Source organism: Streptomyces sp. 3214.6 (assembly GCF_900129855.1).
In the GTDB taxonomy this organism is placed as follows: Bacteria; Actinomycetota; Actinomycetes; order Streptomycetales; family Streptomycetaceae; genus Streptomyces; species Streptomyces soliscabiei.
The window spans coordinates 5475293-5490863 of record NZ_LT670819.1; the positions used below are offsets into that span (position 1 = coordinate 5475293).

Consider the following 15571-nt stretch of genomic DNA (forward strand, 5'->3'; position numbering starts at 1 on the left):
GACGGCGTAGGAGAGAAGCGATACCTGTGAGCGCAGCGACCACGCGAAGCCGCACCCCCGACCGCCTGTGCGCCGAGGCGGTCGATCTCGCCCGTGCCGCAGCCGAGGAGGCAGCCGCCCCCGGCGTGGTCGGCGAGCACGTAGGGATGCTCTCCGAGGGCGACCGTGTGGTCACCCACTTCTTCGAGTGCAAGGAGCTCGGGTACCGGGGCTGGCGCTGGGCGGCGACGGTGGCGCGGGCGTCCCGCGCGAAGATCGTCACCCTGGACGAGGTGGTTCTGCTTCCCGGTCCCGACGCGGTGCTGGCCCCCGAGTGGGTTCCGTGGAGCGAGCGGCTGCGCCCCGGCGACATGGGTCCGGGCGACCTTCTGCCCACGGACGCGGAGGACCTCCGGCTGGAGCCGGGCTTCACGGGCGTGGACGAGCCGCTGCCGAACTCGCCGGTCTCCGAGGAGATGGCCGAGCTGGTGGAGGCGGAGGACGCCGAGGTGACCGCGGCGGCGCCGGCGCAGCTGCCCGCGGCGCCGGTGCGGGGGACGATCGCGGCGGTGGCCGAGGAGCTGGGGATGCGCCGGGCGCGGGTGCTGTCCCGGTACGGCCTGCATGTCGCCGCGGACCGCTGGGAGGAGGGCTTCGGGCCCCAGACGCCCATGGCCCAGGCGGCTCCTGCGACGTGTGTGAGCTGCGGTTTCCTCACTCCCATCGGTGGCTCCCTCGGGCAGGCTTTCGGTGTCTGCGCCAATGAGTTCTCCCCGGCGGACGGCCGGGTCGTCTCCTTGGCGTACGGCTGCGGTGGTCACTCGGAGGCGGCCGTCATGCCCGCGCCGCCGCGGCCCCCCGCGCCGGTGATCGACGAGACCCGGGTGGACCCCTTCCCGCTGCGCCCGGCCCCGGACTCGGGCTCGGTGCCGGCGGTGACGGACGAGGACGCGGCGGAGCTGGGGCACTCGTAGCCCGGGCTCCGCGGTGCGCGTCAACGGCCTGGTGTGACGAAGATCTCACTCGCTGTGGGCCTTCGGGCGGGCTTCGTGACGTGCGCGGCCGTATGCCGACTCCGCCGGAGTACGGCATCAGGGCCCGGGAGTCCAGGCGGCACGGCCACTCTCCTTGAGCGGTACCTTCGTCCTCACGCCGATGAGGAGAGTGAACGTGAGCAAGTTCGTGCGGCCGGCACCCGAGGGCGCGGACCCCTTCGGCACGGCCCGCCTGCGTCGCGGAGTGCTGGACGCCTGGGCCACGAGCCCCGCCCGTTTCCGGGAGGACGCCAACGCCGAGGAGGACCTCGTCCTCGGCGGGTACCGCGACAGGCTCGTCGTCGAGCTCGCGCAGAACGCCGCCGACGCCGCGGCCAGGGCCGGCGTGCCGGGGCGGCTGCGGCTCACCCTCCGGGACGGCGTCCTCGTCGCCGCCAACACGGGCGCGCCCCTGGACGCCGCCGGCGTCGAGTCCCTCGCCACCCTCCGTGCCTCCGCCAAGCGGGAGGCCCAGCAGTCGGCCGTGGCCGTCGGACGGTTCGGCGTCGGCTTCGCCGCCGTCATCGCCGTCACCGACGAGCCCGCCGTGGTGGGCCGGCACGGCGGTGTCCGCTGGTCCCTCGCCGAGGCGCGCGAGCTGGCCCGGGACACCGCCCGGCACAGCCCCGGGCTCGGCGACGAGATCCGGCGGCGCGACGGGCATGTGCCGCTGCTCCGGCTGCCCTTCGCGGCCCAGGGCACCGCGCCCGACCCGTACGACACGGCCGTCATTCTGCCCCTGCGCGACCCGGCCGCCGCCGATCTCGCCGAACGGCTCCTCACCGCCGTCGACGACGCCCTGCTCCTCGCCCTCCCGGGGCTTGAGGAGGTCGTGATCGAGATCGACGACCAGGCTCCGCGCACCCTGAGCCGTTTTGTCGACGGCGCCGTCACCGTCGTCGAGGACACCCGGGACGGGAGCACCCGGTGGCGGGTGGCCGCCGCGCACGGGTCCCTCGGCCCCGAGCTGCTGGCCGACCGGCCGGTGGAGGAGCGGCTGCGGCCCCACTGGTCGGTCACCTGGGCCGTGCCCGTCGACGAGGACGGGGCGCCCGTGCGGCCGCGCACCACCCCCGTCGTCCACGCGCCGACCCCCAGCGACGAGTCCCTCGGCGTGCCCGCCCTGCTCATCGCCTCCTTCCCGCTCGACACCACCCGCCGGCACGCCGCCCCGGGCCCGCTCACCGACCACCTCGTGCAGCGGGCGGCGGACGTGTACGCGGAACTCCTCGCGGGCTGGCGGCCGGTGGGCGCCGGGATCATCGACCTGGTGCCCGGCCCGCTGGGCAAGGGCGAGCTGGACGGGGCCCTTCGTCAGGCCGTCCTCGAACGGCTGCCGCGGACCGCCTTCCTGCCGCCCGCCGTCGAGCCCCCCAAGAACCGGGACGACGAGGACGCCGAGCACGACGTCGAGCTTCCCGAAGCTCTCCGGCCCCGGGACGCCGAGGTCGTCGAGGGCGCGGGCGCCGAGACCGTGCGGGTCCTGGCCGAGGTGCTGCCGACCCTGCTTCCCGCCGGGCTGGAGCGGCGGGCGGAGCTGCGCACGCTGGGCGTGGCCCGGATCCCGCTCGCCGACGCGATCGACCGGCTGGCCGGTCTGGAGAAGGACCCGCAGTGGTGGTACCGGCTCTACGACAGCCTCGCCGGGGTCGATCCCGACCGGCTCTCGGGGCTGCCCGTGCCGCTCGCCGACCGGCGGACCACCATCGGCCCGCGCCAGGTGCTGCTGCCCCTCCCCGACGGGCCCACCCCCGACGACACCTGGGCCGCCACCTCCGCCTCCCTCGCCCGGCTCGGCCTCAAGGTCGCCCACCGGGACGCCGCGCACCCCCTCCTGGAGAAGCTCGGCGCCCTGCCCGCCACGCCCCGAGCCGTCCTGACCACCCCGCAGGTGCGGGCCGCCGTCGCCGCCTCCCTGGACGACGACGGCGGCGCCTGGGACGACCAGGACACCCCGGACGCCGAAGAACTCGCCGACCTGGTCCTCGCCCTCGTCCGGGACGCCGGCCTGGAGCCCGGCGACGAGCCCTGGCTGGGCGCCCTCGCCCTGCCCGACGAGGACGGCGAACTCGTCCCCGCCGGTGAACTCGTCCTCCCCGGCAGCCCCTTCGCCTCCGTCATCCGGGAGGACGAACTCGCCGCCGTCGACACCGAGTTGGCGGACAAATGGGGTGAACAGCCGCTCGCGGCCTGTGGCGTCCTCGCCGACTTCGCACTTGTCCGCGCCGCGGACGTCGTCCTCGACCCGGACGAACTGGAGCCCCGCGACGGCGACTTCGCCGAACCCGACGACCCCGGGCTGCTGGACGCCGTCGACGTGTGGTGCGAGGACATCCTCGACCGCTTCCCCGACTCGCCCGTACCGCCCGTCGCCACCGAACTCGTCGCCGTCCGCGACCTCGACCTCGTCGACGAGGACCGCTGGCCGCAGGCCCTCGCGCTGCTCGCCCGGCCGCCGCTGCGCGACGCCCTCACCCAGCCCGTCCGCATCCTCCTCCCGGACGGCACCCACGAGGTCGTACGGCCCTACACCGCATGGTGGCTGCGCGGAAACCCGGTGCTCGACGGCCGCCGCCCGGCCGGCCTGCTGGCCGCCGGCGGCGACCCGCTCCTGCACGGCCTGTACGACGAGGCCGACGCCACCGGGTTCGACGACGAGCAGGTCCTGCGGGCGCTGGGCGTACGGACGTCCGTGGCGGCCCTCCTCGACGAGCCCGGCGGCGCCGCCGAACTCCTCGACCGGCTCGCCGACCCCGAACGCCCCGTCACCTCCGCCCAACTGCACGGGCTCTACGGCGCGTTGGCCGAACTGGACCCCGAGCAGGTGACCCTGCCGGACGAGCTGCGGGCCGTCGTCGACGGACGGGTCGAGGTCGTGGACGCAGCCGACGCCGTCGTCGTCGACTCGCCCGACCTGCTCCCCTTCACGGAGGGCGTCCCGCTGCTCCCCGTACGCCCGTCCCGGGCGGCCGAACTCGCCGAGCTGTTCCAGGTGCGGCGACTGAGCGAGTCCGTCACGGGGGCCGTCGACTCCGAGGGCGCCGAGCACGACGTACCGGAGTCGGTGCGGGTGCTGCTCGGGCCGCTCACCCCCGCCACCTACGTCGAGCACGAGGAACTCGTCGTCGACGGCGTGGAGATCGACTGGCGGCTGACGGACGACGGCGTCCTGCACGCCGCCACCCTGGAGGGCGTCGCCGCGGGGCTCGCCTGGGCGGCCCGCCAGTGGCCGCGCCGCTTCGAGGTCGCGGCCCTCCTCGAGGACCCGTCACGGACGGCGGAACTGGCCCGCGACCGCTGGTTCGACTGAGGGTGTTCGACTGAGGGCTCGGGTGAAGAATTTCCCCACGAATTCCTCACGGGACGTACAACCATCCGTCCCCGTCGGCGATCTGATGAGGTGAGTCAACAGACTCCACCATCACTTTGGGCCCCGGATGTGACGACGAGCCGTGTGAGCGGCCACCGTCCGGGGCCCCTCTCCTCAGGGGGAACGCACATGCGCATTCGCGCCACCGTGGTCGCCGTCACCGGCGCCGTGGCCCTGTCCGCCCTCGCCGTGCCCGCCGCGCAGGCCACCGGCAGCGGCTCGCACAACCCCGTCGACACTCTGAAGGCCCTCCACGCGGCCGCCTCCGGCAAGAGCGCCTTCACCGGTTCGACCGCCGCCGACACCGGCAAGCCGTACGCGCTGGACGCCAAGTTCGGCAACGTCCGCATCAACAACGGCAAGCCGATCGTCGCGAGCACCGGCGGCAAGGTCACCGCCCCGGTCACCTTCACGGTGACGCACGGCGCGGGCGTCGACGTCACCGCGGACGACACCGAGCTGGACCTGCTCATCTACCGCGGCAAGTCCGACGAGCCGGACAACTTCCTCATCGGTGACGACTGGCCGTCCTGCACCAACACCTCGGCCACGGTCGCCACCTGCAAGAGCACCATCGACATCCTCCCGGGTGAGGAGCTGGAGAACGCCGACGCCACCACGTGGAAGGCGACCGGCTACATCGTCGACTGGAACGACGTCGACCCGAACGCCGACAACATCGACTTCAGCAAGGTCGGCTACGTCGAGGCCGACTCCCTGGCCGCCACCAAGCTGCAGCGCCTGTCCAAGCTGACGGTCAACGCCGCGCCGGAGCCGGTGAAGAAGGGCCGGACCATCACCGTCACGGGCCGCCTGACCCGCGCCAACTGGGACACCGGCACGTACACCGGTTACGCCGGCGTCTACGCCCAGCTGCAGTTCCGCAAGAAGGGCGCCACCACCTACAGCACGGTGAAGTCCGTCAAGGCCACCTCCACCGGCGGTCTGGCCACCACCGTCAAGGCGGGCGTGGACGGCTACTACCGCTACTTCTTCGTCGGCACCACGACCTCCCCGGCGGCCGTCGCCGCGGGTGACTTCGTCGACGTGAAGTAGGACGGGCGAACCAGCGCGGCAGCGGAACAAGAGCGGCCGGGCCCGGGATTCCGGGGCCGGCCGTTCGCTGCTCTTTCCCCACTTCTTACCTCACCTTGTACAACTGGCCCTGCCCGTCACGGATCTCACCTCATGAGTCAACAGACTCAGAGATCACTCCTCTCCTCTGGGGAACGCACATGCGCATACGCGCCATCGTGGTCGCCTCCTCCGGCGCCCTCGCCCTCTCCGCCCTCGCCGTCCCGTCCGCGCAGGCCGCGCCTTCGGCCGCGCCGAGCGTCACCTTCTCCAACATGAAGGTCAACGCGGGCAAGGCCGTCGTGGTCGGCCCCTCGGCCAAGGTCACCGTCACCGCCACGTACACCGTGACGAAGCCCGCGAACCTCAGCGCGAGCTCCTTCGAGAGCGGCCCGCTGCTCTACCGCGGCACCACGCTCAACGCGCAGTCCCAGATCATCGGCGGCGACGACCCGGGCACCTGCACCGCGGCCTCCGCGACGGTCCTCAAGTGCACGGCGAAGATCCAGTTCCGGCCGACCGAGTCCGAGGACTTCGACGACCTGGCCAACAGCCAGGCCGGCACCTGGAAGGTGGGCGCGCTCGCCGTCCCCAAGAACGCCACCGGCCTCACCGACTTCAAGTGGCAGAGCAACCTCGGCGCCGTCAACGTGCAGCGCCAGGCGCAGCTGACGACGGACGCCGCGCCGGAGCCGGTGAAGAAGGGCAAGACCCTCACCGTCACGGGCAAGCTGAGCCGCGCCAACTGGGACACCAACAAGTACGCCGGTTACGCGGCCCAGCCGGTGAAGCTGCAGTTCCGCAAGAAGGGCAGCACCGTCTACACCACCGTCAAGACCGTCAAGACCAGCTCGACCGGAGTCCTGAAGACCACGGTCACCGCCTCCGTGGACGGGTACTACCGCTACACCTTCGCCGGCACCACGACGACGCCGGCGATCAGCGCGGCGGGCGACTTCGTCGACGTGCAGTAGCCCCTAGGCAGGAAAGCGGCGGTCGACCCATTTCCAGGAGAACTCCAGGGCGACCGCCGCCACCGCCGCCACACCCACCGCGATCCACGGCATCGTCACCCCGACCAGCTTCAGCGCGAAGAAGTGCTGGAGCCACGGGATCACCAGGACGAGCAGGAACGCCACGCCCATCGAGGCCACCAGCAGCACCCGCCACCAGGTGTACGGGCGGGCGATGATCGCCAGCACCCACATCGAGATCAGGAACAGCGTGAGGGTCGCCGCGCTGGTCTCGGCGTCCAAGGAGCCCTCGCCGACGTAGTAGTGACGGGCGATCAGATACGTCACGAAGGTCGCGACGCCCGCGATCACCCCGCCCGGGATCGAGTACCGCATCACCCGCCGTACGAAGTGCGGGCGGGCCCGTTCCGTGTTGGGGGCGAGGGCGAGGAAGAACGCCGGGATGCCGATGGTGAGGGTGGACAGCAGCGTCAGATGACGGGGCAGGAACGGGTATTCGACCTGCCAGCACACCACCAGCAGCGCCAGCAGCACCGAGTAGACCGTCTTCACCAGGAACAGGGTCGCCACGCGGGTGATGTTGCCGATGACCCGCCGGCCCTCCGCGACCACCGACGGCAGGGTCGCGAAGCTGTTGTTCAGCAGCACGATCTGCGCGACCGCCCGGGTGGCCTCGGAGCCCGACCCCATCGCCACGCCGATGTCGGCGTCCTTCAGCGCGAGGACGTCGTTGACGCCGTCCCCGGTCATCGCGACCGTGTGGCCGCGGGACTGGAGCGCGCCGACGATGTCCCGCTTCTGCTGCGGGGTGACCCGCCCGAACACGGTGCCCTCGTCCAGGGCCTGCCCCATGCCGGCCTGGTCGGCGGGCAGGCGGCGGGCGTCCACCGTGCCGCCGTCGAGCCCCAGCTTCGCGGCGACCGCCCCCACCGACACCGCGTTGTCGCCGGAGATGACCTTGGCGTGGACGTTCTGCTGGGCGAAGTAGCGCAGGGTGTCGGCGGCGTCGGGCCGTAGCCGCTGTTCGAGGACGACGAGGGCCGCGGGCCTGGCGCCCTGGGCCGGGTCGGGATCGTCGAGGTCGCGGGCCGCGCGGGCCAGCAGCAGCACCCGCAGACCCTGCTCGTTGAGCCGCTCGGTGTCGGCGAGGGCGGGGGCGTCCTCGGCCAGCAGCACGTCCGGCGCCCCCAGCAGCCAGGTGTTGTTCTCCCCGTTGCCCTCGCTGAAGCTGGCGCCGCTGTACTTGCGGGCGGAGGAAAACGGCAGGGACTCCGTGCAGCGCCAGTCCTCGGCGTCCGGGTAGGCGGCGATGACGGCCCGCAGGGAGGCGTTGGGCCGCGGGTCGGACTCCCCGAGGGCGCCGAGCACCTGCCGTACGTACGTCTCGTCGAAGCCGTCGAGGGTCCTGAGCTCGGTGACGTCCATGCCGCCCTCGGTGAGGGTGCCGGTCTTGTCGAGGCAGACGGTGTCGACGCGGGCGAGGCCCTCGATGGCGGGGAGTTCCTGCACAAGGCACTGTTTCCGGCCAAGCCGGATGACGCCGATCGCGAAGGCGACGGAGGTGAGCAGGACCAGTCCCTCCGGGACCATCGGGACGATGCCGCCGATGGTGCGGGCGACCGAGTCCCTGAGGTCGTTGTTCTTCACGAACAGCTGCGTGACGACCAGGCCGATCGCGGCCGGGATCATCATCCACGTCACGTACTTGAGGATGGTGGAGATGCCGGAGCGCAGCTCGGAGTGGACGAGCGTGAAGCGGGAGGCCTCCTCGGCGAGCTGGGCGGCGTAGGCCTCGCGCCCGACCTTCGTGGCGCGGAAGGCACCGCCGCCGGCCACCACGAAGCTGCCCGACATGACCTGGTCGCCGGGGCGTTTCACCACGGGGTCGGCCTCGCCGGTGAGCAGCGACTCGTCGATCTCCAGCCCGTCGGCCTCGACGCACACCCCGTCCACGGCGACCTTGTCACCGGGGCCGGTCTCGATGAGGTCGTCCAGGACGAGCTCGGAGGTGGACACCTCCATCGCCGTGCCGTCGCGGCGGACGGTGGGGCGGGCCTCGCCGACGACCGCGAGGGAGTCCAGGGTCTGCTTGGCCCGCCACTCCTGGATGATGCCGATGCCGGTGTTGGCGAGGATCACGAACCCGAACAGGCCGTCCTGGATGGGCGCGACGGCGAGCATGATCACCCACAGGACGCCGATGATCGCGTTGAACCGGGTGAAGACGTTCGCCCGGACGATCTCGCCGACGGTGCGGCTGCTGCGGACGGGTACGTCGTTCACCTGACCGCGCGCGACGCGGTCCGCCACCTCGGCGGCCGTGAGACCGGTCGCCGTCGTCGGCACGGAGGCGGGTGCGTCGGTGTGGGCCATGGAATCGACGGTACGTGTGGATATGGGCGTTCACCCGTCGGAGGGGCGGAAGATCCGACCTGGGGAGGAGACGGAATAGTGCGCCGGTTGTACAGCCGGGACCCGTTTCTACTCGGCGGCCGGCGTTCCGGTGCCCGGCGTTCCGGTGCCCGGCGTTCCGGTGCCCGGCGTGCCCTCGGCTGCCGCTGCGGTGTCCGCGGCCGCCGCCGCGCGCTTGATCGCCGCGTCCCGGCTGCGCACGATCCGGATGCCGAGCAGCCCCAGCCCGGCGCCGGCCAGGCAGGTCCACAGCCACCACAGATGGCCGTGGTCGTCGAACCAGCCGTAGAAGGGGAGCTGGACGAGGAAGAGGACGAACCAGAGGATCGTGCCGCCGGTGATGGTGGCGACGACCGGGCCCTCCAGGGGCTCCGGCGCCTCGTGCTTGGTGGGTCCCGAGAAAAACGCGGCCATGGGCACAGCTTACGAGGAGGTCACATCTACGCGCAGAGATGGCTGATTCAAACGCTATAGGTTCATACTGAAACGGTTTGTGTCTGACCACTTCTCTTCGTAGGAACCGCCAAAACATGTCCAGCCCCGCCCTCGGCGCCCTCGACCGCTACTTCCGCATCTCCGAGCGGGGCAGCACACTGCCGCGTGAGATCCGGGGCGGTTTCGCCACCTTCTTCGCCATGGCGTACATCATCGTGCTGAACCCGATCATCCTCGGCAGCGCGAAGGACATGTACGGGCATCAGCTCGACAACGGTCAGCTGGTCACCGCCACCTGTGTGACGGCCGCCTTCACCACGCTCCTCATGGGTGTGGTCGGCAACGTCCCCATCGCGCTGGCCGCCGGCCTCGGCGTGAACTCGGTGGTCGCCCTCCAACTCGCACCCCGGATGTCCTGGCCGGACGCCATGGGCATGGTCGTGCTCGCGGGTTTCGTGGTGATGCTCCTGGTCGCCACCGGTCTGCGCGAGCGCGTGATGAACGCCGTGCCCTTCGGTCTGCGCAAGGCGATCTCGATCGGTATCGGCCTGTTCATCATGCTGATCGGGCTCGTCGACTCCGGCTTCGTCAGCCGCATCCCGGACGCCGCCCACACCACCGTCCCGCTCCAGCTCGGCGGCGACGGTCACCTCAACGGCTGGCCGGTTCTCGTCTTCATCCTGGGCGCCCTGCTCACCCTGGCGCTGATCACCCGCAAGGTGCCCGGCGCGATCCTGATCTCGATCGTCGCGATGACCGTCCTCGCGCTGATCATCGACGCCGTCGCCACGATCCCCTCCTGGGGCCTCACCACCCCCAAGTGGCCCGGCAACCCCGTCGCCAGCCCCGACTTCGGTCTCATCGGCGACGTCAGCCTCTTCGGCGGGTTCGACAAGGTCGGCGTGCTGACGGGCATCCTCTTCGTCTTCACCGTGCTGCTGTCGTGCTTCTTCGACGCGATGGGCACCATCATGGGCGTCTCCGACGAGGCCAAGCTGACCAACGCCAAGGGCGAGATGCCCGGCATCAACAAGGTCCTCTTCGTCGACGGCCTCGCGGTCGCCGCGGGCGGCGCCAGCTCCTCCTCCGCCACCACCGCCTTCGTGGAGTCCACGGCCGGCGTCGGCGAGGGCGCCCGCACCGGCTTCGCGAACCTCGTCACCGGCGGCATGTTCGCCGTGGCGCTGTTCCTGACCCCCGTCGCCACGATGGTCCCGTCCCAGGCCGCCACCCCGGCACTGTTCGCGGTGGGCTTCCTGATCCTGGCGGGCTCGGTCAAGGAGATCGACTGGAGCGACTACACGATCGCCATGCCCGCCTTCATCACGATGGTGATGATGCCGTTCACCTACTCGATCACCAACGGCATCGGCATGGGCTTCATCGCCTTCGTGCTGCTGCGTCTGGCGGCCGGGCGAGGCCGGGACGTCCCGGTGCCGATGTACGTGGTCTCCGCCGTCTTCACCTTCTACTACCTGATGCCGGCCCTGGACCTGACCTGAAAGCCGGGCGACCGGGAAGCCGGGTTCAGGTGAGCCCGTAGAACTTCTCCGTCTCCTCGACGGCGGTCTGGAACCGCTCGTCGAAGTCGTCGCGAATGAGCGTCTGGACGACATAGTCCTGGACGCTCATTCCCCTTTTCGCCGCATGCTGCCGGAGTCGTTCGAGCAGCTCCCCGTCGATCCGCAGGCTGAGCACAGTGGTCCCCATGAGGCCAGGGTCCCGTCCGCGCACCGAAGTCCGGTCACTTTCCGCTGTCTACTCACTCGTTCGAGTGAGCGTGGTGCCCTCCGTGGCCAGAGTCACGGGAATCCCGGCGTGCCCCAGCTTGTTTAGCGAGAGTAATGAGTTACCCTAAAGAGATGCCTGACCTAAGCCATGGCGACGATGCTGCCGCCGTGAACTCCCTGCGATCAGCCGTGATGCGGTTGTCCCGTCGGCTCAAGCACCAGCGGGTCGACGAGTCGCTGAGCCCCACCGAGATGTCGGTGCTCGGCACCCTCTCCCTCTGCGGCAGTGCCACCCCGGGCGAGCTCGCCCGCAAGGAGCATGTGCAGCCGCCCTCGATGACCCGCATCGTGGCGTTGCTGGAGGCCAAGGGCCTGGTCCGGCTGGAGCCGCACCCCGAGGACCGGCGCCAGAAGGTCGTCACCAAGACCGAGCAGGCCGAGACCATGCTCGCGGAGAGCCGCGCCAAGCGGAACGCCTTCCTGGCCACCCTGGTCGACGGCCTCGACGAGGACGAGTGGGCGAAACTGCGCGCCGCCGCCCCCGTGCTGGAGAAGCTCGCACACCTGTAAGCAGTCTTCGAGTAAGCAGTCTTCGAGGAGGCGAACCCTTTTGAGTACGGGATCCGGAGCAGATTCCGCCCCCGCACCGACCACCCACGACTCTCCCCCCGGCACCCCGGGGGGCACCCGCAAGTCCCCCCGCACGTCCCCCGGCAAGTCCTCGATGTTCAGCTCCCTGAGCATCAGGAACTACCGGCTGTTCTTCCTCGGCCAGGTCGTCTCCAACATCGGTACCTGGATGCAGCGCATCGCCCAGGACTGGCTGGTCCTCAGCCTTACCGGCTCCGCGACCGCCGTCGGCATAACGACGGCCCTGCAGTTCCTGCCGATGCTCCTCTTCGGCCTCTACGGCGGCGTCCTCGTCGACCGCCTCCCCAAGCGCCGCGCCCTGCTGTTCACCCAGTCCGCGATGGCCCTCACCGGCATCGCGCTGGCCGCCCTGACCCTCTCCGGGCACGTCGAGGTCTGGCATGTGTACCTGGCTGCCTTCGCCGTCGGCCTCGCGACCGTCGTCGACAACCCGGCCCGCCAGTCCTTCGTCTCCGAGATGGTCGGCCCGGACCAGCTGCAGAACGCGGTCAGTCTCAACTCCGCCAACTTCCAGTCCGCCCGCCTCGTCGGCCCCGCCGTCGCCGGTCTGATGATCACCGGTGTGGGCACCGGCTGGGCGTTCCTCGCCAACGGCCTGTCCTTCGTCGCGCCCATCACCGGCCTGCTGCTGATGCGGGCCCGCGAACTGCACGTCGTCGAGCGCGCACCGCGCGCCAAGGGCCAGCTGCGGGAGGGACTCCACTACGTCGCGGGCCGGCCGGACCTGATCTGGACCATCGTCCTCGTCGGCTTCATAGGGACCTTCGGCTTCAACTTCCCCGTCTACCTCTCCGCCTTCGCCGATGACGTCTTCCACGCGGGCGCCGGCAGCTACAGCCTCTTCAACACGCTGATGGCGGTCGGCTCGCTGGCGGGCGCCCTGCTCGCCGCCCGGCGCGGCACCGCCCGTATGCGCGTCCTGATCGCCGCGGCGGTGGCCTTCGGCGCGATGGAGATCGTGGCCGCGACCGCCCCCTCGCTGTGGCTGTTCACCCTGCTGATGGCCCCGATCGGCATGTTCGGCATGACGGTCAACGTCACCGCCAACACCAGCATCCAGATGGCCACCGACCCGGCCATGCGCGGCCGGGTGATGGCCCTCTACATGATGGTCTTCCTCGGCGGATCCCCGATCGGCGCACCCATCGCGGGCTGGGTCACGGACGCGTACGGCGTCCGGGCGGGTCTGGCCGTGGGCGGCGCGATCGCCACGGCGGCGGCCGTCACCATCGGTGTGATCCTTGCCAGGGTCGGCGGCCTGCGGTTGTCGGTCGGCTGGAACCGCGGTCATCCGGTCGTGCGGTTCGTGCCGCGGGAGCGGCGGGAGGAGCTGGCCGCGGCGGCGTGATGCGACCGGCCGGGTCAGTCGCGGGGGAACTCGTCCGTCTTGAGAACGAGCCCGACGACTGTCCCGGTCAGGTCGATCTCGTCGCCGAAGTCGAGGCTCACCTCGCCGTGGTAGTCGCCGTCCTTCGGCACGGTGTGGAGATACCACTTGCCCTTGTAGGGGTCGACGATCAGGTACACCGGGACCTCGGCCGCGGCGTAGGCGGTCTTCTTCGGACCGTAGTCGTTGTGAGCGGTGTCCTTGGAGATCACTTCGGCAACGAGTTCGACGTCTTGACAGCGCCAGCGGCGCTTGGCGTCCGGTTCCGCGCCCTCTGCCAGCAGCGTGACGTCGGTGGCGAATCCGTTGAGGTGCCCCGGGTAGTCGATGCGGACGTCGGACTTCAGCCGCCGGCGGGGGTACTTGGCACGTAGCTGGTCCAGGATGTCGAAGATGATCTCCCAGTGAGTGTCCCGTTGCGGCGCCATGCAGATGCTCCCCCCGACGATCTCCGTCTTGTAACCCTCGGGGATGGGCATCTTCTCCAGCCACTCGAACATCGTGTCGAGTGTGAGCTCTTCACCGCTCTCGGCCATCGCAATCCTGTCGTCCAGGACGGTCATCGTTGGCGCTCCTCCCCGGCGACCCCGATGGACGGGTGCCGCCGCGCAGTACAACGATACGCACGGCGCCGGGGATACGCCCGGCAGACTGGGCCCATGAGACTCTTCGCCGCCGTGCTGCCCCCGGAGGACGTCGCCCGTGAACTCGCCGACGAGGTGGCCGAGTTGCGCAGGCTGCCCGGCGCGGAGGGGCTGCGTTGGACGGGCCGCCCCGGCTGGCACTTCACCCTCGCCTTCTACGGCGAGGTCGACGACGACGTCGTAGCGGAGCTGTCGGCGCGGCTGGAGCGGGCCGCGCACCGCAGCGCGCCGTTTCCGCTGGCGCTGCGCGGCGGGGGACAGTTCGGGCACGGGCGGGCGCTGTGGACGGGGGCGACCGGGGACGTGCCGGCCCTTCGTCTGCTCGCCGACCGGGCGGAGGCGGCGGCGCGCAAGGCGGGCGTGGAGATGGGCGAACACCGCCGCTACAAGGCCCACCTGACGCTGGCCCGCAGCCGGGACGCGGTGGACGCGCGGCCCTACGTCGAGGCGCTGGGCGCCTTCGAGGGCCGTACCTGGACGGTGGAGGAGCTGGTGCTGGTGCGCAGCAGCCTGCCGAAGTCCGGGGTCCCGGGGGAGCAGCCGCGTTACGAGCCGGTCGGCCGCTGGGCTCTGGGCGGGGCCGGTTAGTCTCGACGCGTGGACCCGAAGACCCGGAACCGGATCATGGCCGGTGCGCTTGTGCTGATGTTCGTGGTGGTGGCGGTGGCGGCGGCGGTCGGCAGATGACCGCCGCCGACCGCCACCGCACGCCGCCCCGCCCCGACCGCATGCCGCCCTGCCTCACGACGCCCTGAGGGGCGGGTGGCCTACGACGGGATCTGCCAGGGGATCTACCAGGCGAAGGCCTCCGGGGACGGGCCCGGCCCCGGGAAGATCTCGTTCAGGCCGGACAGCAGCTCCTCGCTCAGCTCCAGCTCGACCGCGCGCACGGCGGAGTCGAGCTGCTCGGCGGTGCGCGGGCCGACGATCGGGCCGGTCACGCCGGGCCGGGTGAGCAGCCAGGCCAGTGCGGCCTCGCCGGGCTCGACGCCGTGCTTCTCGAGAAGGTCCTCGTACGCCTGGATCCGGGTGCGTACGGTGGGGTCGGCGAGGGTGTCGGCGGTCCGGCCGCTCGCCCGGCGCCCGCCCTCGACCTCCTTCTTGATGACGCCGCCGAGCAGACCGCCCTGCAGCGGCGACCAGGGGATGACCCCGAGGCCGTACTCCCGCGCGGCCGGGAGGACCTCCATCTCGGCGCGGCGCTCGAAGAGGTTGTAGAGGCACTGCTCGCTGACGAGCCCGAACGACCCGCGCCTGGCCGCGACCTCGTTGGCCTGGGCGATCTTGTAGCCCGGGAAGTTGGACGATCCGGCGTAGAGGATCTTCCCCTGCTGGACCAGCACGTCGATGGCCTGCCAGATCTCCTCGAAGGGAGTGGCGCGGTCGATGTGGTGGAACTGGTAGAGATCGATGTGGTCCGTCCGCAGCCGCTTGAGGCTGGCGTCGACGGCGCGTCGGATGTTGACGGCGGAGAGCTTGTCGTGGTTCGGCCAGGCGTCGCCCTCGGCGGCCATGTTGCCGTACACCTTGGTGGCGAGGACGACCTTGTCGCGCCGCTCGCCGCCCTTCGCGAACCAGTTCCCGATGATCTCCTCGGTACGGCCCTTGTTCTCACCCCAGCCGTACACGTTCGCGGTGTCGAAGAGGTTGATGCCGGCGTCCAGCGCCGCGTCCATGATCGCGTGGCTGTCGGCTTCGTCGGTCTGCGGGCCGAAGTTCATCGTGCCGAGGACGAGGCGGCCGACCTTGAGTCCGGTGCGTCCGAGCTGCGTGTACTTCATGGGCATCAAGCCAACGTCGTGGAGTGCGCTCTAGGCAAGGGAGATCGGAGATCTTGACGCTATCTGATGGTTAGTGCTTTCCTATGGGAAGTGTAAGCTT

At 70.9% G+C, this 15571-nt stretch carries 13 protein-coding genes; 8 read left to right on the top strand and 5 right to left on the bottom strand.

Features of this window, described 5'->3' with window-relative positions; all coding sequences use genetic code 11:
• The first annotated feature begins 26 nt into the window (after positions 1-26).
• From B5557_RS24805 to B5557_RS24820, 4 genes are all read left to right on the top strand, one after another.
• Positions 27-953, top strand: a complete 927-nt coding sequence (locus tag B5557_RS24805) for a DUF3027 domain-containing protein (RefSeq protein ID WP_079661520.1) — start codon at positions 27-29, stop codon at positions 951-953.
• 196 nt (positions 954-1149) lie between these two features.
• Entirely contained in the window at positions 1150-4323 is a 3174-nt protein-coding gene (locus B5557_RS24810) for a sacsin N-terminal ATP-binding-like domain-containing protein (protein ID WP_079664981.1), read from the top strand.
• 189 nt (positions 4324-4512) lie between these two features.
• Entirely contained in the window at positions 4513-5439 is a 927-nt protein-coding gene (locus B5557_RS24815; protein ID WP_079661521.1) for a hypothetical protein, read from the top strand.
• A 179-nt stretch (positions 5440-5618) separates the two neighbouring features.
• Positions 5619-6431: a hypothetical protein gene (locus B5557_RS24820; RefSeq protein WP_079661522.1), complete on the top strand. Its 813-nt coding sequence runs from the start codon at positions 5619-5621 to the stop codon at positions 6429-6431.
• Between the two features lie 3 nt (positions 6432-6434).
• On the opposite strand, the gene B5557_RS24825 is transcribed toward B5557_RS24820, so the two are convergent.
• Positions 6435-8804: an HAD-IC family P-type ATPase gene (locus B5557_RS24825; protein ID WP_079661523.1), complete on the bottom strand. Its 2370-nt coding sequence runs from the start codon at positions 8802-8804 to the stop codon at positions 6435-6437.
• A gap of 108 nt (positions 8805-8912) precedes the next feature.
• Positions 8913-9257, bottom strand: a complete 345-nt coding sequence (locus tag B5557_RS24830) for a DUF2530 domain-containing protein (protein WP_079661524.1) — start codon at positions 9255-9257, stop codon at positions 8913-8915.
• A gap of 116 nt (positions 9258-9373) precedes the next feature.
• Here B5557_RS24830 and B5557_RS24835 point away from each other — a divergent pair, with 116 nt between their 5' ends.
• Positions 9374-10780 (top strand): NCS2 family permease, encoded by a 1407-nt coding sequence (locus B5557_RS24835; protein ID WP_079661525.1) that lies wholly within the window; start codon positions 9374-9376, stop codon positions 10778-10780.
• Between the two features lie 25 nt (positions 10781-10805).
• On the opposite strand, the gene B5557_RS24840 is transcribed toward B5557_RS24835, so the two are convergent.
• Positions 10806-10988 carry a ribbon-helix-helix protein, CopG family gene (locus tag B5557_RS24840; protein ID WP_079661526.1) on the bottom strand — a complete coding sequence of 61 codons (183 nt, stop codon included), beginning with the start codon at positions 10986-10988 and terminating at the stop codon, positions 10806-10808.
• Between the two features lie 152 nt (positions 10989-11140).
• On the opposite strand from B5557_RS24840, the gene B5557_RS24845 reads away from it, so the two are divergent.
• Both B5557_RS24845 and B5557_RS24850 read left to right on the top strand, forming a co-directional pair.
• A complete protein-coding gene (locus B5557_RS24845) occupies positions 11141-11578 on the top strand; it encodes a MarR family winged helix-turn-helix transcriptional regulator (protein WP_079661527.1) in 438 nt (145 codons plus the stop codon).
• Between the two features lie 154 nt (positions 11579-11732).
• Positions 11733-13007, top strand: a complete 1275-nt coding sequence (locus tag B5557_RS24850; RefSeq protein ID WP_079661528.1) for an MFS transporter — start codon at positions 11733-11735, stop codon at positions 13005-13007.
• A 14-nt stretch (positions 13008-13021) separates the two neighbouring features.
• On the opposite strand, the gene B5557_RS24855 is transcribed toward B5557_RS24850, so the two are convergent.
• The gene (locus B5557_RS24855) at positions 13022-13609 is read right to left on the bottom strand and encodes a Uma2 family endonuclease (protein ID WP_079661529.1); all 588 of its coding nucleotides are present in this window, start codon (positions 13607-13609) and stop codon (positions 13022-13024) included.
• A gap of 96 nt (positions 13610-13705) precedes the next feature.
• On the opposite strand from B5557_RS24855, the gene thpR reads away from it, so the two are divergent.
• A complete protein-coding gene (gene thpR, locus B5557_RS24860) occupies positions 13706-14278 on the top strand; it encodes an RNA 2',3'-cyclic phosphodiesterase (protein ID WP_079661530.1) in 573 nt (190 codons plus the stop codon).
• Between the two features lie 203 nt (positions 14279-14481).
• On the opposite strand, the gene B5557_RS24865 is transcribed toward thpR, so the two are convergent.
• A complete protein-coding gene (locus B5557_RS24865; RefSeq protein ID WP_079664982.1) occupies positions 14482-15471 on the bottom strand; it encodes an aldo/keto reductase in 990 nt (329 codons plus the stop codon).
• Positions 15472-15571 lie beyond the last annotated feature (100 nt).

Bases quoted from the DNA above. Each gene is read 5' to 3' on its own strand.
- B5557_RS24835 (WP_079661525.1), top strand. From the start codon at position 9,374: ATGTCCAGCCCCGCCCTCGGCGCCCTCGACCGCTACTTCCGCATCTCC.
- B5557_RS24865 (WP_079664982.1), bottom strand. From the start codon at position 15,471: ATGAAGTACACGCAGCTCGGACGCACCGGACTCAAGGTCGGCCGCCTC.
- B5557_RS24820 (WP_079661522.1), top strand. From the start codon at position 5,619: ATGCGCATACGCGCCATCGTGGTCGCCTCCTCCGGCGCCCTCGCCCTC.
- B5557_RS24830 (WP_079661524.1), bottom strand. From the start codon at position 9,257: ATGGCCGCGTTTTTCTCGGGACCCACCAAGCACGAGGCGCCGGAGCCC.
- thpR (WP_079661530.1), top strand. From the start codon at position 13,706: ATGAGACTCTTCGCCGCCGTGCTGCCCCCGGAGGACGTCGCCCGTGAA.
- B5557_RS24825 (WP_079661523.1), bottom strand. From the start codon at position 8,804: ATGGCCCACACCGACGCACCCGCCTCCGTGCCGACGACGGCGACCGGT.
- B5557_RS24840 (WP_079661526.1), bottom strand. From the start codon at position 10,988: ATGGGGACCACTGTGCTCAGCCTGCGGATCGACGGGGAGCTGCTCGAA.
- B5557_RS24855 (WP_079661529.1), bottom strand. From the start codon at position 13,609: ATGACCGTCCTGGACGACAGGATTGCGATGGCCGAGAGCGGTGAAGAG.
- B5557_RS24850 (WP_079661528.1), top strand. From the start codon at position 11,733: ATGTTCAGCTCCCTGAGCATCAGGAACTACCGGCTGTTCTTCCTCGGC.
- B5557_RS24845 (WP_079661527.1), top strand. From the start codon at position 11,141: ATGCCTGACCTAAGCCATGGCGACGATGCTGCCGCCGTGAACTCCCTG.
- B5557_RS24815 (WP_079661521.1), top strand. From the start codon at position 4,513: ATGCGCATTCGCGCCACCGTGGTCGCCGTCACCGGCGCCGTGGCCCTG.